General features: G+C 69.1%; 19 protein-coding genes and 1 pseudogene. 14 read left to right on the top strand and 6 right to left on the bottom strand.

The features are described from left to right. Positions 1-156 precede the first annotated feature (156 nt). On the bottom strand, positions 157-285 hold the full coding sequence (locus GQ57_RS44195; protein ID WP_021164118.1) for a hypothetical protein: 129 nt from the start codon (positions 283-285) through the stop codon (positions 157-159). On the opposite strand from GQ57_RS44195, the gene pyk reads away from it, so the two are divergent. The 6 genes from pyk to GQ57_RS32320 all read left to right on the top strand — a co-directional run bounded on the left by pyk (position 284) and on the right by GQ57_RS32320 (position 7,257). After that, the gene (pyk, locus tag GQ57_RS32345; RefSeq protein ID WP_031402581.1) at positions 284-1,720 is read left to right on the top strand and encodes a pyruvate kinase; all 1,437 of its coding nucleotides are present in this window, start codon (positions 284-286) and stop codon (positions 1,718-1,720) included. The genes GQ57_RS44195 and pyk overlap by 2 nt on opposite strands. 304 nt (positions 1,721-2,024) lie before the next feature. Continuing rightward, complete coding sequence (gene fba / locus GQ57_RS32340; protein WP_031402582.1) at positions 2,025-3,089, top strand: class II fructose-bisphosphate aldolase; 1,065 nt, start codon at positions 2,025-2,027, stop codon at positions 3,087-3,089. A gap of 224 nt (positions 3,090-3,313) precedes the next feature. Further along, entirely contained in the window at positions 3,314-4,204 is an 891-nt protein-coding gene (locus GQ57_RS32335; RefSeq protein WP_031402583.1) for a phosphoribosylaminoimidazolesuccinocarboxamide synthase, read from the top strand. 213 nt (positions 4,205-4,417) lie between these two features. Further along, positions 4,418-4,939: a 5-(carboxyamino)imidazole ribonucleotide mutase gene (purE, locus tag GQ57_RS32330; protein WP_031402584.1), complete on the top strand. Its 522-nt coding sequence runs from the start codon at positions 4,418-4,420 to the stop codon at positions 4,937-4,939. A gap of 81 nt (positions 4,940-5,020) precedes the next feature. After that, positions 5,021-6,217: a 5-(carboxyamino)imidazole ribonucleotide synthase gene (locus tag GQ57_RS32325; RefSeq protein ID WP_031402585.1), complete on the top strand. Its 1,197-nt coding sequence runs from the start codon at positions 5,021-5,023 to the stop codon at positions 6,215-6,217. Positions 6,218-6,228: 11 nt separating this feature from the next. After that, positions 6,229-7,257 carry an L-threonylcarbamoyladenylate synthase gene (locus GQ57_RS32320; protein WP_031402586.1) on the top strand — a complete coding sequence of 343 codons (1,029 nt, stop codon included), beginning with the start codon at positions 6,229-6,231 and terminating at the stop codon, positions 7,255-7,257. A gap of 77 nt (positions 7,258-7,334) precedes the next feature. Here the strand turns inward: GQ57_RS32320 and GQ57_RS32315 are convergent, their stop codons facing one another. The 3 genes from GQ57_RS32315 to dacB form a co-directional block, all read right to left on the bottom strand. Next, complete coding sequence (locus tag GQ57_RS32315; protein WP_031402587.1) at positions 7,335-8,465, bottom strand: SGNH/GDSL hydrolase family protein; 1,131 nt, start codon at positions 8,463-8,465, stop codon at positions 7,335-7,337. Between the two features lie 95 nt (positions 8,466-8,560). Continuing rightward, positions 8,561-9,475: a sterol desaturase family protein gene (locus tag GQ57_RS32310; protein WP_034200005.1), complete on the bottom strand. Its 915-nt coding sequence runs from the start codon at positions 9,473-9,475 to the stop codon at positions 8,561-8,563. A 366-nt stretch (positions 9,476-9,841) separates the two neighbouring features. After that, complete coding sequence (dacB, locus tag GQ57_RS32305) at positions 9,842-11,377, bottom strand: D-alanyl-D-alanine carboxypeptidase/D-alanyl-D-alanine endopeptidase (protein ID WP_034200004.1); 1,536 nt, start codon at positions 11,375-11,377, stop codon at positions 9,842-9,844. A gap of 214 nt (positions 11,378-11,591) precedes the next feature. Between dacB and GQ57_RS32300 the strand changes: the two genes are divergently transcribed. From GQ57_RS32300 to GQ57_RS32275, 6 genes are all read left to right on the top strand, one after another. Beyond that, positions 11,592-12,254 carry a response regulator gene (locus tag GQ57_RS32300; RefSeq protein ID WP_031402590.1) on the top strand — a complete coding sequence of 221 codons (663 nt, stop codon included), beginning with the start codon at positions 11,592-11,594 and terminating at the stop codon, positions 12,252-12,254. A 3-nt stretch (positions 12,255-12,257) separates the two neighbouring features. Next, a complete protein-coding gene (locus GQ57_RS32295) occupies positions 12,258-13,604 on the top strand; it encodes an ATP-binding protein (RefSeq protein ID WP_031402591.1) in 1,347 nt (448 codons plus the stop codon). Between the two features lie 223 nt (positions 13,605-13,827). Further along, positions 13,828-15,312, top strand: a complete 1,485-nt coding sequence (locus GQ57_RS32290; protein WP_031402592.1) for a DegQ family serine endoprotease — start codon at positions 13,828-13,830, stop codon at positions 15,310-15,312. A gap of 78 nt (positions 15,313-15,390) precedes the next feature. Further along, positions 15,391-15,825: a carboxypeptidase-like regulatory domain-containing protein gene (locus GQ57_RS32285; RefSeq protein WP_031402593.1), complete on the top strand. Its 435-nt coding sequence runs from the start codon at positions 15,391-15,393 to the stop codon at positions 15,823-15,825. A gap of 133 nt (positions 15,826-15,958) precedes the next feature. Further along, a complete protein-coding gene (locus GQ57_RS32280; RefSeq protein ID WP_031402594.1) occupies positions 15,959-16,318 on the top strand; it encodes a DUF427 domain-containing protein in 360 nt (119 codons plus the stop codon). A 28-nt stretch (positions 16,319-16,346) separates the two neighbouring features. After that, positions 16,347-17,051, top strand: coding sequence for a CoxG family protein (locus GQ57_RS32275; RefSeq protein WP_034200003.1), 705 nt, complete (start codon positions 16,347-16,349; stop codon positions 17,049-17,051). A gap of 71 nt (positions 17,052-17,122) precedes the next feature. Here GQ57_RS32275 and GQ57_RS32270 read toward each other — a convergent pair whose 3' ends face one another. Then, entirely contained in the window at positions 17,123-18,130 is a 1,008-nt protein-coding gene (locus tag GQ57_RS32270; protein ID WP_034200002.1) for a helix-turn-helix domain-containing protein, read from the bottom strand. A gap of 153 nt (positions 18,131-18,283) precedes the next feature. Between GQ57_RS32270 and GQ57_RS32265 the strand changes: the two genes are divergently transcribed. Next, complete coding sequence (locus tag GQ57_RS32265) at positions 18,284-18,961, top strand: cysteine hydrolase family protein (RefSeq protein ID WP_034200016.1); 678 nt, start codon at positions 18,284-18,286, stop codon at positions 18,959-18,961. Positions 18,962-19,036: 75 nt separating this feature from the next. On the opposite strand, the gene GQ57_RS32260 is transcribed toward GQ57_RS32265, so the two are convergent. Further along, positions 19,037-19,678 (bottom strand): TetR family transcriptional regulator, encoded by a 642-nt coding sequence (locus GQ57_RS32260; RefSeq protein ID WP_031402598.1) that lies wholly within the window; start codon positions 19,676-19,678, stop codon positions 19,037-19,039. A gap of 402 nt (positions 19,679-20,080) precedes the next feature. On the opposite strand from GQ57_RS32260, the pseudogene GQ57_RS32255 reads away from it, so the two are divergent. Then, positions 20,081-20,387 (top strand): annotated as a pseudogene (locus tag GQ57_RS32255) (biotin/lipoyl-binding protein); the annotation flags it as partial.

The following is a 20,387-nucleotide window of genomic DNA, read 5'->3' as shown; positions in this document are numbered from 1 at the left end:
CGTGGCGGCGCGCGCAGGGGTGACGAAGGCCGCGCGCTCCGCGAAAGCGGAGCCGGCGGCCGGCGCGGGCAAGCGCAAACGCGCGCCCGCGCGGGCGAACTCCACCTCGCGCGCACCGGCGGCCGCCGGCGACGCGGTCGGGCAGCACCACGAGATTCAGAACAAAGCGATGCCGGGCGCAAGCACCGGCACGCCCCCCGGAACGGCCGCCGCTGGGCCCGCCGCTTCCGGCTCTCGCAGCGTTTCACCCAGCGCATCCACCTTGATCCAGATGAGGAGTTTCATGCAGCGCGCCACCAAGATAGTCGCCACGATCGGCCCGGCTTCCAGTTCGCCGGAGATTCTGCTGCAGATGATGCAGGCGGGCCTCGACGTCGTGCGGCTCAATTTTTCGCACGGCACGGCCGACGATCACCGCCAGCGCGCCGAAATGGTGCGCGAGGCCGCCCGCAGGGTCGGCCGCGAGATCGCGATCATGGCCGACCTCCAGGGCCCGAAGATCCGCGTCGGCAAGTTCGAGAACGGCAAGACGACGCTGACGCCGGGCCAGCCGTTCATCCTCGACGCCGGTTGCGAGCTCGGCAACGACGAGCGCGTCGGCCTCGACTACAAGGAACTGCCGCGCGACCTGAAGCCGGGCGATCTGCTGCTGCTGAACGACGGCCTGATCGTGCTGACCGTCGAGCGCGTGCTCGGCGACGAGATCCACACGACCGTCAAGGTGGGCGGCGAACTGTCGAACAACAAGGGGATCAACCGCCAGGGCGGCGGCCTGTCGGCGCCCGCGCTGACCGCGAAGGACATGGAAGACATCCGCACCGCGATGTCGCTCGGCGCGGACCTCGTCGCCGTGTCGTTCCCGAAGAACGCGACCGACATGGAAATGGCGCGCCAGCTGGCGAACATCGCGGGCGCGCCTTACGGCATCAAGCCGAAGATGATCGCGAAGATCGAGCGCGCGGAGGCGATCCCGGCACTGCAGAGCATCCTCGACGCATCCGACGGCATCATGGTCGCGCGCGGCGACCTCGCGGTGGAAGTGGGCAACGCCGCCGTGCCGGCGCTGCAGAAGCGGATGATCCGGATGGCGCGCGAGTCGAACAAGCTCGTGATCACCGCGACGCAAATGATGGAATCGATGATCCACGCGCCCGTGCCGACCCGCGCGGAAGTGTCGGACGTCGCGAACGCGGTGCTCGACGGCACCGACGCGGTGATGCTGTCGGCCGAGACGGCCGCCGGCAAGTATCCGGTCGTCACGATCGAGACGATGGCGGCCGTCTGCGTCGAGGCGGAAAAGTCCGAGCAGGTCGAGCTGGACAAGGATTTCCTCGATCGCACGTTCACGCGGATCGACCAGTCGATCGCGATGGGCGCGCTGTTCACCGCGTACCACCTGGGCGCGAAGGCGATCATCGCGCTGACCGAATCGGGCGCGACCGCGCTGTGGATGTCGCGCCACTACACGCACGTGCCGATCTTCGCGCTGACGCCGCGCGTCGGCAGCGAGCGCACGATGGCGCTGTACCGCAACGTGACGCCGCTGCACGTCGACTTCAACAGCGATCGCGATTCCGCGCTGCAGGCGGCGCTCGAGATCGTCGTCAAGCAGGGTTACGTGCAGCACGGCGACATGGTGGTGCTGACCGTCGGCGAGCCGATGGGGCAGGCGGGCGGCACCAATACGCTGAAGATCGTGCGGGTCGGCGAACACTATTGAGCGCCGGCCGGCCAGCGGGCCGGCTGCCCGGATAGTCCGGTTTCGATCTGGCACCGTTTTTTCAGACGAAAGCCGCGCGGGGCCTGGCGCCCCGCGCGGCTTTTTTTCTGTTTTTTGCCCGGATTGTGCCGTGCGAACGTAACAAATTGCGAGCAGGTGCCACGGGGCGGTCGGAATCGGAGGCGCTTCGCGATAAAATGCGGCTATTCGACGCTCAGCCGCGCCGCGCCACCCCGGGTTCGACCGGGAGCGAGCGCCGCGCCGGCGTCAGGGCGCACCGGTTTTCATTCCAAGGAGTTCCACAATGCCTCTCGTATCAATGCGTCAATTGCTGGACCACGCGGCAGAGCACGGTTACGGCCTGCCGGCCTTCAACGTGAACAACCTGGAGCAGGTCCAGGCAATCATGGCGGCGGCGGACCAGGTCGGCGCGCCCGTGATCATGCAGGCATCGGCCGGCGCGCGTAAGTATGCGGGCGAGCCGTTCCTGCGCCACCTGATCGAAGCGGCAGTCGAGTCGTACCCGCACATCCCGGTCGTGATGCACCAGGATCACGGCCAGTCGCCGGCGGTCTGCATGGCCGCGATCCGCAGCGGTTTCACCAGCGTGATGATGGACGGCTCGCTCGAGGCCGACGGCAAGACGGTCGCGTCGTACGAATACAACGTCGACGTGTCGCGCAAGGTCGTCGAGATGGCGCACTCGATCGGCGTGACGGTCGAAGCCGAACTCGGCGTGCTCGGCTCGCTCGAGACGATGAAGGGCGACAAGGAAGACGGCCACGGCGCGGAAGGCACGATGACCCGCGAGCAGCTGCTGACCGATCCGGAGCAGGCGGCCGACTTCGTGAAGCTCACGCAGTGCGATGCGCTCGCGATCGCGATCGGCACGTCGCACGGCGCGTACAAGTTCTCGAAGAAGCCGACGGGCGACATCCTGTCGATCGAGCGCATCAAGGAAATCCACGCGCGCATCCCGAACACGCACCTCGTGATGCACGGTTCGTCGTCGGTGCCGCAGGAACTGCTGGCCGAGATCCGCGAATTCGGCGGCGACATGAAGGAAACCTACGGCGTGCCGGTCGAGGAAATCCAGGAAGGCATCAAGCACGGCGTGCGCAAGATCAACATCGACACTGACCTGCGTCTCGCGATCACCGGCGCGATCCGCCGCTACCTGTTCGAGAACCCGGGCAAGTTCGACCCGCGCGACTACCTGAAGCCGGCGCGCGAAGCGGCGAAGCAGGTGTGCGTCGACCGCTACCTCGCGTTCGGCTGCGAAGGCCAGGCCGGCAAGATCAAGCCGGTGTCGCTCGACAAGATCGCCGAGCAGTACAAGTCCGGCGCGCTCGCGCAGGTCGTGCGTTGAGACTGTAGTACGATTGCCCCGCCGAAAGGCCGGGGCTGGCTGCCCGGCTGCCGGATCCGATCCGGCCCCGACAGCCGTTCCGTCCGGCCGAACGAGGGCCGGCCGGCAACCGCCCGGACGCCGTCGCCCGGCCGGTTCGCCGACGTATTGCAAGGCCGCCGTTCCCGCCTGCCGCGGGGAACGGCGTTTCCCTTTTTGTTTGGCTCCTTATCTGCGAAAAGACGATGTCTACCCTCTACGAATCCACGCTCCGCTCGCTGCCGCTCCTCGGTCGCGGCAAGGTCCGCGACAACTACGCGGTCGGCAACGACAAGCTCCTGATCGTCACGACCGACCGCCTGTCGGCATTCGACGTGGTGATGGGCGAGCCGATTCCGAACAAGGGCCGCGTGCTGAACCAGATGGCGAACTTCTGGTTCGACAAGCTCGCGCACATCGTGCCGAACCACCTGACGGGCGATGCGCCGGAAGCCGTCGTCGCGGCCGACGAGGTCGAGCAGGTGAAGGGTCGCGGCGTGGTCGTCAAGCGCCTCGAGCCGATCATGATCGAAGCGGTCGTGCGCGGTTATCTGGCCGGCAGCGGCTGGAAGGAATACCAGGCAAGCGGCGCCGTGTGCGGCGTCAAGCTGCCGGAAGGCCTGCAGAACGCGCAGAAGCTGCCCGAGCCGATCTTCACGCCGGCGGCGAAGGCCGAGATGGGCGAGCACGACGAGAACATCACGTTCGAGGAAACCGAGCGCCGCATCGGCACCGAGCTGGCCGCGACGATCCGCGACATCTCGATCCGGCTCTACAAGGAAGCGGCCGATTACGCGGCGACGCGCGGCATCATCATCGCCGATACGAAGTTCGAATTCGGCCTCGACAACCACGGCAAGCTGTACCTGATGGACGAAGTGCTGACGGCCGACTCGTCGCGCTTCTGGCCGGCCGACCAGTACCAGGTCGGCACGAACCCGCCGTCGTTCGACAAGCAGTTCGTGCGCGACTGGCTCGAGGCGCAGCCGTGGGGCAAGACGGCGCCGGCGCCGGCGCTGCCGGCCGACGTCGTCGAGAAGACGGCCGCCAAGTACCAGGAAGCGCTCGAACGCATCACGGGCCAGTCGCTCGCGTGATCGAGCGTGGCAGGAGGCTGGAGCAGGCGCTGATGGGCCCGCTTCGGTTGACTGCCTTGCAGGGGATCGGAGCAAGCGCTGAAGGGCCAGCTTCGGTCGACCGCTTTGCATGGGACCGGAGTAAGCGCTAAAGCGCCAACTCGGGTCGACCGCTTTGCATGGGACCGGAGTAAGCGCTAAAGCGCTAACTCCGGTCGACAGGGAATCCACGAAATGAGTGAAGTTCAGACTGCCCACACGCACAGCGCGCCGCTTATCGGCGTGCTGATGGGGTCGAGTTCCGACTGGGACGTGATGAAGCACGCGGTCGCCATCCTGCAGGAATTCGGCGTGCCGTACGAAGCGAAGGTCGTGTCCGCGCACCGGATGCCCGACGAAATGTTCGACTATGCGGAGAAAGCGCGCGAGCGCGGGCTGCGCGCGATCATCGCGGGCGCCGGCGGCGCCGCGCACCTGCCCGGCATGCTGGCCGCGAAAACCACCGTGCCGGTGCTCGGCGTGCCGGTTGCGAGCAAGTATCTGAAGGGAGTCGATTCGCTGCACTCGATCGTGCAGATGCCGAAGGGCGTGCCCGTCGCGACGTTCGCGATCGGCGAGGCCGGCGCCGCGAATGCCGCACTGTTCGCGGTGTCGATCCTGTCGGGCACGTCGGTCGATTACGCGAACCGGCTCGCCGCGTTCCGCGTGCGCCAGAACGAAGCCGCGCACGCGATGGTCCTGCCGCCGCTGGAATGACGGCGCACCGGCGGCCGCGCGGCGCGGCTGCCTGATCTTCCCCACTGCGGCGGGCAGCGCCCGCCGCGACCGACCACTGACATGACCGCAACTCCTGATTTCGTTTCCCCGATCCTGCCCGGCGCGTGGCTGGGCATGGTCGGCGGTGGCCAGCTCGGCCGCATGTTCTGCTTTGCCGCCCAGTCGATGGGCTATCGCGTCGCCGTGCTCGATCCCGATCCGACGAGCCCCGCCGGCGCGGTCGCCGACCGCCACCTGCGCGCGGCCTACGACGACGAAGCCGCGCTCGCCGAACTCGCCGACCTGTGCGACGCGGTGTCGACGGAATTCGAGAACGTGCCGGCCGCGAGCCTCGATTTCCTCGCGCGCACGACGTTCGTCGCGCCGGCCGGCCGCTGCGTCGCGGTCGCGCAGGACCGGATCGCGGAGAAGCGCTTCATCGAGGCGTCGGGCGTGCCCGTCGCGCCGCACGTCGTGATCGAATCGTCGGCGGCGCTCGCCGCGCTCGACGATGCCGCGCTCGATGCGGTGCTGCCGGGCATCCTGAAGACGGCGCGCCTCGGCTACGACGGCAAGGGCCAGGTGCGCGTGAGCACCGCCCGGGAAGCGCGCGACGCGCATGCGGCGCTGAACGGCGTACCGTGCGTGCTCGAGAAGCGCCTGCCGCTGAAATACGAAGTGTCGGCCCTGATCGCGCGCGGCGCGGATGGCCGCTCCGCCGCGTTCCCACTCGCGCAGAACGTGCACCACAACGGTATCCTCGCGCTGACGGTCGTGCCGGCGCCGGCCGCCGATGCCGCGCGCGTCGAAGAGGCGCAGCAGGCGGCCGTGCGGATCGCCGATACGCTCGGCTACGTCGGCGTGCTGTGCGTCGAATTCTTCGTGCTGGAAGACGGTTCGTTCGTCGCGAACGAGATGGCGCCGCGCCCGCACAACTCCGGCCACTACACGGTCGATGCGTGCGCAACGAGCCAGTTCGAGCAGCAGGTGCGCGCGATGACGCGCATGCCGCTCGGCAACCCGCGCCAGCATTCGCCGGCCGCGATGCTGAACATCCTCGGCGACGTGTGGTTCCCGGACGGTGCGGCGGCCGAAGCCGTCACGCCGCCGTGGGACACGGTCGCGGCGATGCCCACCGCGCACCTGCACCTGTACGGCAAGGAAGAGGCGCGCGTCGGCCGCAAGATGGGCCACGTGAACTTCACGGCACCGACGCGCGACGAAGCCGTTGCCGCGGCCACCGCGTGCGCGCAGTTGCTGCGCGTGCCGCTCGACTGAGGCGCCGGCCGATGTCCATCGATCTCCCGACCTCCGTGACGCCCGCGCAGATCGACGCGGCCGCCGCGCTGCTCGACGCGGGCCAGCTCGTCGCGTTTCCGACCGAAACCGTCTACGGGCTCGGCGGCGACGCGGCGAATCCCGAGGCCGTCGCGCGGATCTACGCGGCGAAGGGGCGGCCCGCGAATCATCCGGTGATCGTGCACCTTCCGCCGGGCGGCGACCCGGGCTATTGGGCCGACGACCTGCCGGCCGACGCACAGGCGCTGATCGATGCATTCTGGCCGGGGCCGCTGACGCTGATCCTGAAGCGTCACGCGCGCATCCCGGACGCCGTGAGCGGCGGCCAGGATTCGGTGGGGCTGCGCTGCCCGTCGCATCCGGTTGCGCAGGCGCTGCTGGCCGCGTTCAGCGCGCGGCGCGGCGGGCACGGCGGCGTGGCCGCACCGTCGGCGAACCGGTTCGGCCATGTGAGCCCGACGACCGCGCAGCACGTGCGCGACGAATTCGGCGACACCGTGCACGTGCTCGACGGCGGCGCTTCGGAAGTCGGCATCGAGTCGACGATTCTCGACCTGTCGCGCGGCTTCCCGGCGCTGCTGCGCCCGGGCCACGTGACGCCGCAGCAGATCGCCGACGTGCTCGGCCGCGCGCCGCGGCTGCCGGACGGCAGCGACGCGACCGCGCCGCGTGCATCGGGCACGCTGAAGGCGCATTACGCGCCGCGCACGCCGCTCGCGCTGCTGCCGTTCGATACGCTCGAGCCGCTGCTCGCGGCCGCCCAGACCGACGGCGAGCGTGTCGCGCTGGTCGCGCGCGCGTCGCGTGCGGGACGCTGGGCGCAGGCCGACGGCGTGCATTTCGTCGCGGCGCCGGAAGATCCGCAGGCCTACGCGCGCGACCTGTACGGAATGCTGCGCGCGCTCGACCGCGCGCAGGTCGCACGGATTCTCGTCGAGAAGCTGCCGGAAACCGTCGAATGGATCGCGGTCAACGATCGCCTGGGCCGCGCGGCGGCCGCGTTCGAAGCGCACGACTGACGCAGTCCGGCGCACCGGAAACAAAAAACGCCCGACCGGCGAACCGGTCGGGCGTTTCTGTTTGGGCGGGCGGCTGCTTACTTGCCGACGCCGGATTTCGCGATCTGCTGCTCGACGTACTGCGCGAACAGTGCGTGCAGGTGCGTCGTCGGGTGGACCGTGTCGGCGAACATGTAGGTCTGGTCGGCGTTCGCGGCCGTGTAGGTCTGCGGCGAGCAGAACAGCGACGAGCCGAACGCGCTCGGGTCGGACACGCCGTACTGGGTGGCGGCCGTGACCATCGCCTGCAGGTTGCACGCGGTGCCGGTGTTCGACACCGAGAAGCCGTTGGCCTGGTAGTTCGCGAGGATGCCGTCCTGCCAGGTGAACGTGTCGACCAGCACGTACTTGGTCGTGTCGACCTTGAGCGCCTGCAGCGTCGCGGCGAGCGTGCCGTTGAACAGCATCGACAGTTGCGTGAGGGTCGTCTGCGTGCCGCCCTGGACCGCGAGCGGCGTGCCGCCGATGTCCGGCACGTTCGACACGAACACGTGGGTCGCGCCCAACGCGATGATCTGCTGCACGAGGCCCGCGAGCTGCTGCGCGGCGGTGCCGATGTTCTGCTGCAGCTGCGCCTGCGTGATGGCGCCTGCCTGCAGGGCCGCGACCTGGTAGAAGATGTCGTTCGCGCCGCCGTTCAGCAGCACGATCTGGTTCGCGTTGAAGCTGCCGTGCTGCTGCACGTATTGCGTGAGCTGGCTCGCGATCGGCGTGGTGGTTGCCTGTGCGTAGTCGGCGTTCGGGACGCTTGCGGCCGCATGGCCGATACCCGGCTGCTGCGTCACGCGTGCACCGCCCTGCGCGTAGCCGAGGCCGCCGGTGGCCTGCAGCGGGATGCCGAAGCCGCCCTGGTTCGCGGGCTGCAGCGTATTGCCGTAGTACTGCGCGACGTTCTGCGTCCAAACCTGGCCCGGGTTGGTCGTGAAGCGGCCGCCGCCGAAGCCGAGCTTGATCTGCGAGTAGGTGCCGACGTCGGACAGGCTGTCGCCGAACGATACGATCTGCATGTTCACGCCGGACGGCGGCGTGTTCGATGCGCTGCCGCTGTTGTTGTCGTCGCCGCCGCCGCACGCGGCGAGCAGGGCGAACGCGGCGCCGGCGATCGCGACCTGCGCGGTGCGCAGCATGCGCTGCCGGGTGCGGAAAGGTGCGTGTTGTTGTGTCTGCATCGTTCTATCTCCTCGTAGATATGGCCTGATGTGTTTCTCATCTGCCGCGTGCCTGCTCGGTTCCGGGCTGCGCGGCGGCCGTTGGCTGAAACGGTTTATCGGTCGCGCGCAGCCGCAAGCGGCACGGCGCGCGGATCGGGGTTCGCGGCCTCGGCAATCTGCGCATGATAAGCGCTCGCCCACTCGGGCGGGCCGAAAATCGCGCGCAGCTTGTTGCGCCAGCCGTCGACGCGCAACGCGTCGGCGGCCATCGCGATCCACTCGTGGAAGGTCGCGACGAGCGGGTTGTTCGAGCCGAGCCGCTCGACGATCCCGTACTGCGGCGGATCGTCGGGCGTTTCCTCGACATAGCTGCCGAACAGGCGATCCCAGATCACAAGGACGCCTGCGTAATTGCGGTCGATGTAGCGCGGATTGCGCGCATGGTGCGCACGGTGGATCGACGGCGTGTTGAGCACGTATTCGAGCCAGCCGAGCTTGCCGATCGCCTGCGTGTGCACGAAGAACTGGAACGCGAGGTTGATCAGCACGATCCCGACGACCTGCTGCGGCGGAAAGCCGGCGAACGCGAGCGGCAGCCAGAACACCCACATGCCGGCGACGGGGTACATCAGGCTCTGGCGGAACGCGGTCGAGAAATTCATCCGCTCGGACGAGTGGTGGACGACGTGCGCGGCCCACAGCCAGCGCACGCGATGGCTGGCGCGATGGAACACGTAGTAGAGGAAATCCTGGGCGACGAACAGCACCGCGAACGACAGCCAGCCGTCGTGCCACGTGTACAGGCGATAGTGCCGGTAGCAGTATGCGTAGACGGGGATCACGAACAGCCACGCGAGCTTGTCGGCGCCCTGGTGCATCAGTGCGAGCGCCGCGTTGCACAGCGTGTCGCGCCACGCATAGACGTGGTCCTGCGCACGAGTGCGGGCGAGGTGCCAGGCCTCCCACGCGATACAGAGCAGGAAGACGGGCGCCAGCGCGAGCAGAAGCAATTCGACGTCGAATCGCATGGGCGTGTCTCCTTCTTTCCCCTGCAAGCCGTGAGGCCGGGCGTGTGGCCCGTTGTAGATATCGGTCAGGCCAACAGCCTACGCAATCGCCACGCGCTAGGCGAGAGGGGAGCGTAGAGGGTTCCCTCTGAGGACAGGGTTTCTACGGAAGCCGCGTGGCACGGGGGCGGGCGGTATGGCCCTGTTTTATGGGCGCGGTTGGCGCGCGGTGCGTCGCGCACCGGTGGCGGCCCGCGTTTCAAACCGCGGGGGGGCGGGAATCGGGGTGCGGGCCGCCCGCGCGGGCGGCCCGTTGCACGGGGTGGCGCGCCGCGCGGCGCTGGTCGACGCACGCCGGCAGCCGGCGGCGCCGTCCCGCGCGGCTCGTCAGTGCGCGCCCGCGTAGATCCACTCGAGCAGCGTGTCGTGCGCGGCGCGCGCGGCTTCCGCGTGATCGTCGTTGATGAAGCTGACGACGACGTAGCTCTGGCCGTCGGCGCCGGCGACATAGCCGGCGATCGCGCGCACGTCGCGCAGCGTGCCGGTCTTGATGTGCGCGTTGCCGAGCACGCCGGCGTTGGTGAGGCGGTTCTTCATCGTGCCGTCGATGCCGGCGATCGGCAGCGAATCGATGAATGCCTGCGCAACGGGGCTCGCGTTCGCGGCCTGCAGCAGCGCGGCGAGCGACAGCGCGCTCACGTGCTCTTCGCGCGACAGCCCCGAACCGTTCTCGAGCACGAGGTCGGGCATCGCGATGCCGTTCTTCTGCAGGAACGCCTGGATGACCCGGCTCGACTGCTCGGGTGTCGCGGGCGGCTTGCCGCTGACCGCGCCGATCGTCAGGAACAGGTTGCGCGCCATCACGTTGTTGCTGAACTTGTTGATGTCGTAGACGATGCTGCCGAGCACCGGGCTGTGATGCACGGCCAGCGGGCGCGCGGTGGTGGGCACCTTGCCTTCGCTCACGGGCCCCGTGATCGTGCCGCCGTCCTGCTGCCACAGCGCGAGGAAGCCGCGTGCGAAGAACGTCGTGTGATCGAGGATCGCGAGGTTGGTCGTGTGCGCGCCGCAGCGCAGCGGATAGTCGCCGGCGAACGATGCGGTCATGATCCCGCCGCCGCCGTCCGTCAGTGTCGGCCGCGCGGCCGCGGCGGCCGCGCTGCACGAACCGGTGCCTTCGACGAGCTGGTTGTCGACCGACAGGTTCGCGAGCGGCGGCAGCACGTCGACGGCCACCTTGCCGTCGTCGCCCGGTGTGACGGTGAACGTCACGGCCTTGAACGCATACAGCAGCGGATCGGGGCCGACGTTGTATGGCGCGCTCGCATCGTCGTCGAACGACGGCAGGTCGCGCGTCGACGGCGCGAAATAGCTCTTGTCGAGCACGAGGCCGCCGGCCACGCGCTTGACGCCGGCCTTGCGGAGCTTGTCGACGAGGTCGACCAGTTCCTCGGGCACGAGCTTCGGATCGCCGGTGCCCTTGATGTACAGGTTGCCCTGCAACGTGCCGTCGGGGTCGACCGTGCCGTCCGTGTAGGCGGTCGTGTGCCAGCGGTAGTCGGGACCGAGGATCGACAGGCCCGAGAAGGTCGTCACGAGCTTCATCGTCGACGCCGGCAGCATCGGCCGGCTCGCATTCCACGCGATCAGCGGTTCCGGATCGCCGATGCGCTCGACGACGACGCTCATCGCCGACGCCGGCACCTTTGCGCGCTGCAACGCGACGAGCACGGACGCCGGCAGGCCGGCCGCGCGCGCGGCCGGCGACACGACGGCGGTCTTGTGCGCGTCCTTGTGGGATTTCTTGCGGGCCTGCGCGGCTGGCGCGAAGGCGAGGGCCGCGCAGGTGGCGATGACGGTGGCCGCGCGCAGGCAGGCGCGGGTGCTGGGGGCAAACCGGGTGGAAAGTTCGGAAATCGGCATGGGCGAATACGGGGGAAGCGCGGGGTTCGGGCAGGGCGCGCGGGGCGCCGAAGCGCCCATTGTAGAGACAAGTCCGGACAGGCCCCTTGCAATCCACCTTTCTGTTGCATTGCAGAAGCGCCCGCGCGCATCTTTGCCACGGGCATGCCGCGCACGCGATTCGCGGCGCTACAATGATCGGCGTGTTTGACTCGCCCCATGGATGCCTGTCCCGATGCGGATTCTGCTTGTCGAAGATGATCGAATGATTGCCGAGGGCGTGCGCAAGGCGCTGCGCTCGGACGGCTGCGCGGTCGACTGGGTGCAGGACGGCGACGCGGCGCTCACCGCGCTCGGCGGCGAGACGTACGATCTGCTGCTGCTCGATCTCGGCCTGCCCAAGCGCGACGGGATCGACGTGCTGCGCACGCTGCGCGCGCGCGGCCTGGCGCTGCCGGTGCTGATCGTCACCGCGCGCGACGCGGTCGCCGATCGCGTGAAGGGGCTCGACGCGGGCGCCGACGACTACCTCGTCAAGCCGTTCGATCTCGACGAGCTGGGCGCGCGGATGCGCGCGCTGATCCGCCGTCAGGCCGGGCGCAGCGAATCGCTGATTCGCCACGGCGCGCTGACGCTCGATCCCGCTTCGCACCAGGTGACGCTCGACGGCGCGCCGGTCGCGCTGTCCGCGCGCGAGTTCGCGCTGCTCGAAGCGCTGCTCGCGCGGCCCGGCGCGGTGTTGTCGAAGAGCCAGCTCGAGGAGAAGATGTACGGCTGGGGCGAGGAGATCGGCAGCAACACGGTCGAGGTGTACATCCACGCGCTGCGCAAGAAGCTCGGCTCGGACCTGATCCGCAACGTGCGCGGGCTCGGCTACATGGTCGTCAAGGAAAGCTGACGCGTGAGGTCGATTCGTCATCAATTGCTGATCTGGCTACTCGCGATCGTCGTCGCGGGCGTGGGCATCGCGGGCTGGCTCATCTATCGGCAGGCGCTCGCCGAGGCGAACGAACTGTTCGACTACCAGTTGCAGGAAATCGCCGCGGCGCTGCCGTCCGAGCCCTTCTCGCAGGTGTTCGGCTCGCGCACCAACGGCGACGAAGGCATCGTGATCCAGATCTGGAACCGCAACGGCGTGCTGATGTACTTCTCGCATCCGCGTGCGCCTATCGCGCCGCGCGCCGAGCTCGGCTTCTCGACCGAGCGCACCGACCGCGGCGAATGGCGCGTGTACGGCGCGATCGTCGGCGACAACGTCGTGCAGCTCGCCCAGCCCGTGTCGGTGCGCAACCGCCTCGCGGCGAACGTCGCGCTGCGCACGCTGTGGCCGCTGATCGTGCTGCTGCCGTTCCTCGGCGCGGCCGTGTGGGTGATCGTCGGGCGCGGGCTTGCGCCGCTGGGCCGCGTGACGCGCGCGGTGGAAGCGCGCCGGCCGGAAGCGCTCGATCCGTTGCCCGACGCGCGCCTGCCGCTCGAGGTGCAGCCGCTCGTGCGCGCGCTGAACGGGCTGCTCGCGCGGCTGTCGGCCGCGCTCGATACACAAAAGGCCTTCGTGGCCGACGCCGCGCACGAACTGCGCACGCCGCTCGCGGCCGTGCAGATCCAGGCGCAGCTCGTCGCCCGTGCGAAGGACGACGCGTCCCGCCGCGAGGCGGTCGCGGATCTCCAGGACGGCGTCACGCGCGCGACGCGCCTCGCGGAGCAGCTGCTCGCGCTCGCGCGCGCCGAACCGGACGGCGCGACGATGCGCGAGCCGATCGATCTGCAGGCGCTGCTCGCCGAATGCGTGGCCGCCCATGCGCCGCTCGCGCAGCGCCGCGATATCGATCTCGGCTTCGAGGAGGCGCGTGCGGCGAGCGTCGTCGCGGACGTCGGCGCGCTGCGCGTGATGTTCGGCAACCTGCTCGACAACGCGGTGAAGTACACGCCGGACGGCGGCCGCATCGACGTGTCGCTGACCCGCGACGCGGCCGGCCGCGCATGCGTGCAGATCGGCGACAGCGGGCCGGGCATTCCGGCCGACGAACGCGAGCGCGTGTTCGACCGCTTCTACCGCGACAGCTCCGCGCGGGCGCGCACCGACGTGTCCGGCAGCGGGCTCGGGCTCGCGATCGTCAAGCGCGTGGCCGCGCAGCAGGGGGCGACGGTGTCGCTCGGCGACGCGGCCGCGGGCGGCCTGCTCGTGAGCGTCGTGTTCCGCGACGCCGACCTGCCGGCCCAGGCGCCGCGCGAGCAGGAAGCCGTCTGACGGGAGCTCCGGGCGGTGGCCCGGGGCCTGTGCGCGCGAATGGCGGGCCAGCCTCACGGATGAATCGTTCCGGGCAGCGGAGCGCGCCTGGCACCGCGGCCGGCAACGCGCGTTCGCGAGCCCGTTGTGCGCGCGAGCCGGCCCTAAGCTTCGCTCAAGGCTGATTAAGCCTCCTTTAAGTCAGGGTCGTTACGCTGCATTCCAACAAAGAGGAGGTCCTACGATGAACACCCGATTCCTTGCGCGCGGCGCCGTCGCGGTCGCCGTGGCGGCTGCCCTGTCCGCTGGCTACGTCGCCGGCACCCGCCGCGCCGATCCGCAGATCATCACGCCCGCGCAGGCCGCCGCGCTGATGCCGGCCGAAGCGGCCGCCAAGACTGGCATCCCCGATTTCTCCGGGCTCGTCGAGACCTACGGCCCGGCGGTCGTGAACATCAGCGCGAAGCACGTCGTGAAGCAGGTGTCGCGGCGCGTGCCGCAGCCGCAACTGCCGATCGATCCGAGCGACCCGTTCTACCAGTTCTTCAAGCACTTCTACGGCCAGGTGCCGGGGATGGGCGGCGACGCGCAGCAGGACGACCAGCCGAGCGCGAGCCTCGGTTCGGGTTTCGTGATCAGTTCCGATGGCTACATCCTCACCAATGCGCACGTGATCGACGGCGCGAACGTCGTCACGGTCAAGCTGACCGACAAGCGCGAATACCGGGCGAAGGTCGTCGGCTCCGACAAGCAGTCCGACGTCGCGGTGCTGAAGATCGACGCGAGCGGCCTGCCGACCGTGAAGATCGGCGATCCGGGCCAGAGCAAGGTCGGCCAGTGGGTCGTCGCGATCGGTTCGCCGTACGGCTTCGACAACACGGTCACGTCGGGCATCATCAGCGCGAAGTCGCGTGCGCTGCCGGACGAGAACTACACGCCGTTCATCCAGACCGACGTGCCGGTGAACCCCGGCAACTCGGGCGGCCCGCTGTTCAACCTGCAGGGCGAGGTGATCGGCATCAACTCGATGATCTACTCGCAGACGGGCGGCTTCCAGGGCCTGTCGTTCGCGATCCCGATCAACGAGGCGATCAAGGTGAAGGACGAGCTCGTGAAGACCGGGCACGTGAGTCGCGGCCGTCTCGGCGTCGCCGTGCAGGGGCTGAACCAGACGCTCGCGAGTTCGTTCGGGCTGCAGAAGCCGGACGGCGCGCTCGTCAGCTCGGTCGATCCGAACGGCCCGGCCGCGAAGGCGGGCCTGCAACCGGGTGACGTGATCCTGTCGGTCAACGGCTCGCCGGTCGCCGATTCGACGTCGCTGCCCGCGCAGATCGCGAACCTGAAGCCGGGTTCGAAGGCCGATCTGCAGATCTGGCGCGACAAGTCGAAGAAGTCGGTCAGCGTGACGCTCGGCGCGATGGCCGACGCGAAGCTGGCGTCGAACGACGGCGGGCCGGTCGAGCAGGGGCGCCTGGGTGTCGCGGTGCGGCCGCTGTCGCCGCAGGAGCGCAGTGCCGACAACCTGTCGCACGGGCTGATCGTGCAGCAGGCCGGTGGGCCGGCCGCCAACGCGGGCATCCAGCCCGGCGACGTGATCCTCGCGGTCAACGGCCGCCCGGTCACGAGCCCCGAGCAGTTGCGCGATGCGGTCAAGAACGCGGGCGACAGCCTGGCGTTGCTGATCCAGCGCGATAATGCCCAGATCTTCGTGCCGGTCGACCTGAGCTGACCGGCCACGACGGGCGCCGCCGCCGTTCGTTCGCGCGGCGCCGCGCCCGGCCCCTGTTCCGACCCCAAGGAGAGAGCCATGCACCATCTACGCAACGTGTCCCGATTTGCCGTCGCCGCGGCCCTGGCCGCCGGCCTCGCAGCCGGGGCGACCGGCGCGTACGCGCAGGACGGCTTGCCTGCCGCACGCCAGCAGGGCGACGTCAGCTTCGTGTCCGGCGGCGTCGGGCAGGACGAGTCGACTGCCTTCCAGCGCAACGAATCGAAATGGCCGCTGGCGCTGCGCTTCACCGGCAAGGGCGGCGAGTTCCTGGCCGACGTTCACGTGCGGATCGTTGACGGCAAGGGCGCCGACGTGCTGAAAACCGACGCGCGCGGGCCGTACATGCTCGTGAAGGTGCCGCCGGGGCGTTACACGGTGCATGCGTCGTATCAGGGCAACGATGAATCGCACGCCGTCACGGTCGGGGCGAAGGGCGGCACGAAAACCGCGTTCCAGTGGAGCGCGCAGTAGCCGGCTATCTGCGGCCCCGGCCCGGGTCGCGCATTCGGACGAAGTTTCGCCCATAATGAAGCCACGGCACCCTGCCGTGGCTTTTTCGTTTCCTGCGCCCGGCCTGCCCGCCGGGCCGCCCGAAGGAGAAACGATGTCCGATGCCGCCGATCCTCGACTCGAAATCGTGCCGAACCGCCATCGCGTGCGCGTGATCCATCGCGGCATCACGTACGCCGATTCGCATGGCGCGCTGACCGTGCGCGAATCCGGACTGCCGGACATCCACTACCTGCCGCGCCGCGACGTCAACATGCGCCGGCTCGTGAAATCGGCCATCACGACGACCTGTCCGTTCAGGGGGCAGGCCGTGCACTTCGATTTGCAGACGGAAGACGGCGTGATCGAGCGCGCCGCATGGAGTTACGAAGAACCGGAGGGGGCGGCGTCCGCGCTCGCGCACTACGTCGCCTTCGATGTCGCACGGATCGACAGTCTCGTCGAGACGTCCTGATGCGGCGCGCGTTCATCGGGGAGGCGTCATGGAACTGAACGACACGTTACGCGTACCGCTCGCGCCGCTTGTCGTGCGGGAGGCTTTCGAGGATCTCGCATTGCTGCGGGCGAGCTTCGACCATTGCGAATCGTTCGCGAAGCTGGCGCACGGCGAGTTCGCGCTGACGATCACGGTGCCGCTCGGCCCGTTGCGTGCCCGCTACGACGTGCGGGCGCATGCGGCCGCCGAACGGGACGACGCGCAAGGGCAGCCGCGCCGCGTGATCAATTTCAAGGCGCGGGCCGATGGCCTCGGCGCGCTGCGCGGCCAGGTCGAGCTCGTGCTGATGCCGGATGACGACGCGGGCGCGACGCGTCTGTCGTACGTGGTCTGGGCGACGGCGAGCGGACCGCTCGCGGAGCTGCCCGGGCGGCAGATCGACAACGCGCTGCGCGAATGGACCGACGATTTCTTCCGTGAATTCTGCGCGGTCGTGCAGGCGAAGCACGGTCTCGCGCCGAATCGCGCGCGCTCGGCCGCGCACCGGCGCCAGCACGTGTTCCTGCGGCCGGCGTCGCTGATGGCCGCGACGAAGCGTCCGCTGCCGCATCTCGGCGGCGCGCTGACCGGGCGCGCGGCCAGCGCGCTCCCGCATCGCGGTTCCGGTACGGTGCCCGTGTGGGCGTGGGCCGCGATGATCGTGTTCGTCGCGCTGCTGCTTTACGCGACGCGCTGGATCAACGGCGGCTGAGCGGCCGCCCCGTTCGGCCGCCTGCGCTGCTTCACGGCCTGCCCGTTGCGCCGTTGCTCGCGGGGCGGGCGCTAGCGTCCTGCCTCGGCGCCGCTTCCGGCGCCGCGAAATTCCCTTCGATACGCGGACGGCGACGTGCCGAGCGCGCCCGCGAAATGCTGGCGCAGCGACACGCTCGATCCGTAGCCGGCCGCCTGCGCGATCGCGTCGATCGATTGTCCGGTGGTTTCCAGCAGGTGTTGCGCGCGTGCGAGCCGTTCGGCCTGCAGCCATGCGGTGACGGTCGTGCCGGTCGCCTGGCGGAAGTGCCGCGTGAACGTGCGCCGGCTCATCAGCACGCGTTCGGCGAGCGAATCGACGCTGTGCGCGGTATCGAGCCGTGCGCGCACCCAGTCGAGCAGGCCCGCGAGCCGTGCGTCGCGCGGGTGCGCGGCAACCGGCTGCGGCACGTATTGGGCCTGCCCGCCCTGGCGGTGCGGCGGGATCACGAGACGGCGCGCGATCTGGTTCGCGGCGTCGGAGCCGAAGCGCCGCCGCACGACGTGCAGGCAGCAGTCGAGCCCCGCGGCCGTGCCGGCCGACGTCATCAGGTTGCCGTCGTCCACGTACAGCACGTCCGGATCGAGCTTCACGCGCGGAAAGCGCTGCGCGAAGTCGTCGGCCCAGGCCCAGTGCGTGGTGGCCGGGCGGCCGTCGAGCAGGCCGGCGGCGGCGAGCACGTAAGCGCCCAGGCACAGCCCGACGAGTTGCGCGCCACGGGCGGCAACCGCGCGGACGGCGTCGAGCAGCTCGTCGGGCGGCGCTTCGTCCGGGTCGCGCCACGCGGGCACGATGACGATATCCGCGTCGTCGAGCCCGTCGAGGCCGTACGGCGCGGTGATCGTGAAGCCGCCCGTCGTCGACAGCGGGCCGCGCTCGGCCGAGCAGACGCGGAATTCGAACACGGGCGACGCGGCCGCGTCGCGTTCCTTGCCGAACACGACGGACGGCACCGACAGGTGGAACGGACTGACGCCGTCGTACGCGATCACGGCGACGACGGTCGGGCGGGGCGGGGCGGGCGAGACGGCGGCGGCCATGGCGGGCTCCGGAATGGCGATGGCCCGATTCTATCGAAGAATGGCTATCGGGCCACTGTCCGCGTGGGCGACGCGGCCCGACAATGCATCGCATCGCGCGGCTGGCCGTCCCGTTCCGGGGCGGCGCCGCGCTCCACCGACCCGGAGCCCGCCATGTCGAACGCCGTCCCGCATCCCGCCTCTCAATCCGCCTCCCGTCCCGCCGCCCGCCGGGCGCTGATCGTGATCGACGTCCAGAACGAATACGTGACGGGCAACCTGCCGATCGAGTATCCGCCGCTCGACGTGTCGCTCGCGAACATCGGCCGCGCGATCGATGCCGCGCATGCGGCCGGCGTGCCGGTGATCGTCGTCCAGCACGTCGCGCCGGCCGGCGCACCGATCTTCGCGCCCGGTTCCGACGGCGCCGCGCTGCATGCGGTGGTCGCCAGCCGGCCGTATGCGCATCTGATCGAGAAGTCGCAGGCGAGCGCGTTTGCCGGGACCGATCTGGCCGCGTGGCTCGACGCGCACGGTGTCGACACGCTGGCGGTGGCCGGCTACATGACGCACAACTGCAATGCATCGACGGTCTATCACGCGGCACACGCGGCGTTGAAGGTCGAATACCTGAACGACGCGACGGGCGCGCTGCCGTACGAGAACGAAGCGGGCGCGGCGAGCGCCGAGGAGATTCACCGCGCGTACGCGGTGGTGTTCCAGTCGAATTTTGCCGCCGTGATGTCGACCGACGCGTGGATCGCCGGACTGGCCGGCGCGCCGATGCCGCAGTGCGATTCGGTGGTCGCGTCGAACGGGCGGGCCCGCGAGCGGCGCGTGAAGGCGGCCTGAACCGGGCGGGCGGCGCGTTGCCGCCCGCCGTCCGGAGAAACGCAAACCGCGGCGGGCAGGCGATGGCCCTGCCCGTCAGTCGGCGGCCTTCAGCATCGCCGGGCTGTAGCGCATCATGTCGAAACAGCCGTCGACGAGCTTTTCCGCATGCTGCTCGGCATCGATCTCGTCGGGCAGCATCAGCATGTCGCGCACGAAGCCGCTGACCAGCGTGTGCAGCATCAGCGCCGCGCGCCACGTATCGAGCCGCTCGGGCAGCAGCTTGAGCCGCACGGCCGCCGCCAGATCGGCGTCGATCGCGTGCAGCGCCTCGCTCATCCCCGCGCGATTGCGCTGCAGCAGCGGCTCCATGTCCGCGACGTATTCGCACTTCATGAACAGGATGCTGAACACGCGGCGCAGCTGCGGGTCGCGCTGCACGCCGAGCAGGCACCAGATCAGGATCTGGCGGATCTTCTCGAGCGGATGGCCGCCCGGCGCGTCCAGCGGCATCCGCTTCAACTCGTCGATCGGCAGAAACACGCGGTCGAACATCGCGTCGAACAGCTCGCTCTTGTTCGCGAAATGCCAGTAGATCGCGCCGCGCGTCACGCCGGCGTGCTGGGCGATGTCCGCGAGCGACGTGTGCGACACGCCCTTCTCGAAGAACACGTGCTCGGCGGCGTCGAGGATGCGATTGCGCGTCTCGAGCGCCTCCTCCTTGGTACGTCTGACCATGTGCAGGCCTGATTGGATCGATCGTAGATGAATATAGGGTCGGTGACCCTCGCCGCCGTCGTGCAGACGGGCTATGCTTGCGATTGGTAACAATCCGTAAGACTGGACCGTTGGCGGGGCATAAACGGGCTTTTTACATACATTCGTGAATGTATATACAATACCACCCTACGATCGAATGACCCAAGTGGCAATCAGTTAATATCCCACACTGCTGATTCCCGCCCAAGCACCAGTCCGCAGTTCGCTGCATCCCGTCGGCATGGAGGTCGCGTGCCGACGTGCCGTATCCAGTAGTCCAGTAATTCAGGTATTCGATCTGCGCCGCGAGGCGCATCCGTGTTGCACTCCCGACGGTCGGGTGTGGCACTTATTCCATTGGTTATACACAGAGGTCGCTCCATGCGCGTCGAACGGGTTCCATACCGCTTAATCACTGTCGCGACGGCCGCCGTTTTCCTGGCCGCGTGCGGGAAAAAAGAATCGGCACCGCCGCCGCAAACGCCGGAAGTCGGCGTCGTCACCGTCCAGCCGCAATCCGTACCGGTCTTCTCCGAACTGCCGGGCCGCACCAGTGCGTTCCTCGTCGCGCAGGTGCGCGCGCGGGTCGACGGCATCGTGTTGCGCCGTGAATTCACCGAAGGCACCGACGTCAAGGCTGGCCAGCGCCTCTACAAGATCGACCCGGCACCGTACATCGCCGCGCTGA

Origin of the sequence: Burkholderia sp. MSh2 (genome assembly GCF_000731655.1) — a bacterium.
Classification (GTDB): Bacteria; Pseudomonadota; Gammaproteobacteria; order Burkholderiales; family Burkholderiaceae; genus Burkholderia; species Burkholderia paludis.
This window is presented reverse-complemented; position numbering and strand designations above follow the sequence as displayed.

Coding starts and splice junctions, on each gene's coding strand:
- GQ57_RS32335 (WP_031402583.1), top strand. CDS start 3,314: ATGTCTACCCTCTACGAATCCACGCTCCGCTCGCTGCCGCTCCTCGGT.
- GQ57_RS32310 (WP_034200005.1), bottom strand. CDS start 9,475: ATGCGATTCGACGTCGAATTGCTTCTGCTCGCGCTGGCGCCCGTCTTC.
- pyk (WP_031402581.1), top strand. CDS start 284: ATGCAGCGCGCCACCAAGATAGTCGCCACGATCGGCCCGGCTTCCAGT.
- GQ57_RS44195 (WP_021164118.1), bottom strand. CDS start 285: ATGAAACTCCTCATCTGGATCAAGGTGGATGCGCTGGGTGAAACGCTG.
- GQ57_RS32270 (WP_034200002.1), bottom strand. CDS start 18,130: ATGGCCGCCGCCGTCTCGCCCGCCCCGCCCCGCCCGACCGTCGTCGCC.
- GQ57_RS32320 (WP_031402586.1), top strand. CDS start 6,229: ATGTCCATCGATCTCCCGACCTCCGTGACGCCCGCGCAGATCGACGCG.
- GQ57_RS32260 (WP_031402598.1), bottom strand. CDS start 19,678: ATGGTCAGACGTACCAAGGAGGAGGCGCTCGAGACGCGCAATCGCATC.
- fba (WP_031402582.1), top strand. CDS start 2,025: ATGCCTCTCGTATCAATGCGTCAATTGCTGGACCACGCGGCAGAGCAC.
- GQ57_RS32265 (WP_034200016.1), top strand. CDS start 18,284: ATGTCGAACGCCGTCCCGCATCCCGCCTCTCAATCCGCCTCCCGTCCC.
- GQ57_RS32280 (WP_031402594.1), top strand. CDS start 15,959: ATGTCCGATGCCGCCGATCCTCGACTCGAAATCGTGCCGAACCGCCAT.
- GQ57_RS32290 (WP_031402592.1), top strand. CDS start 13,828: ATGAACACCCGATTCCTTGCGCGCGGCGCCGTCGCGGTCGCCGTGGCG.
- GQ57_RS32285 (WP_031402593.1), top strand. CDS start 15,391: ATGCACCATCTACGCAACGTGTCCCGATTTGCCGTCGCCGCGGCCCTG.
- GQ57_RS32315 (WP_031402587.1), bottom strand. CDS start 8,465: ATGCAGACACAACAACACGCACCTTTCCGCACCCGGCAGCGCATGCTG.
- purE (WP_031402584.1), top strand. CDS start 4,418: ATGAGTGAAGTTCAGACTGCCCACACGCACAGCGCGCCGCTTATCGGC.
- GQ57_RS32300 (WP_031402590.1), top strand. CDS start 11,592: ATGCGGATTCTGCTTGTCGAAGATGATCGAATGATTGCCGAGGGCGTG.
- GQ57_RS32275 (WP_034200003.1), top strand. CDS start 16,347: ATGGAACTGAACGACACGTTACGCGTACCGCTCGCGCCGCTTGTCGTG.
- GQ57_RS32325 (WP_031402585.1), top strand. CDS start 5,021: ATGACCGCAACTCCTGATTTCGTTTCCCCGATCCTGCCCGGCGCGTGG.
- dacB (WP_034200004.1), bottom strand. CDS start 11,377: ATGCCGATTTCCGAACTTTCCACCCGGTTTGCCCCCAGCACCCGCGCC.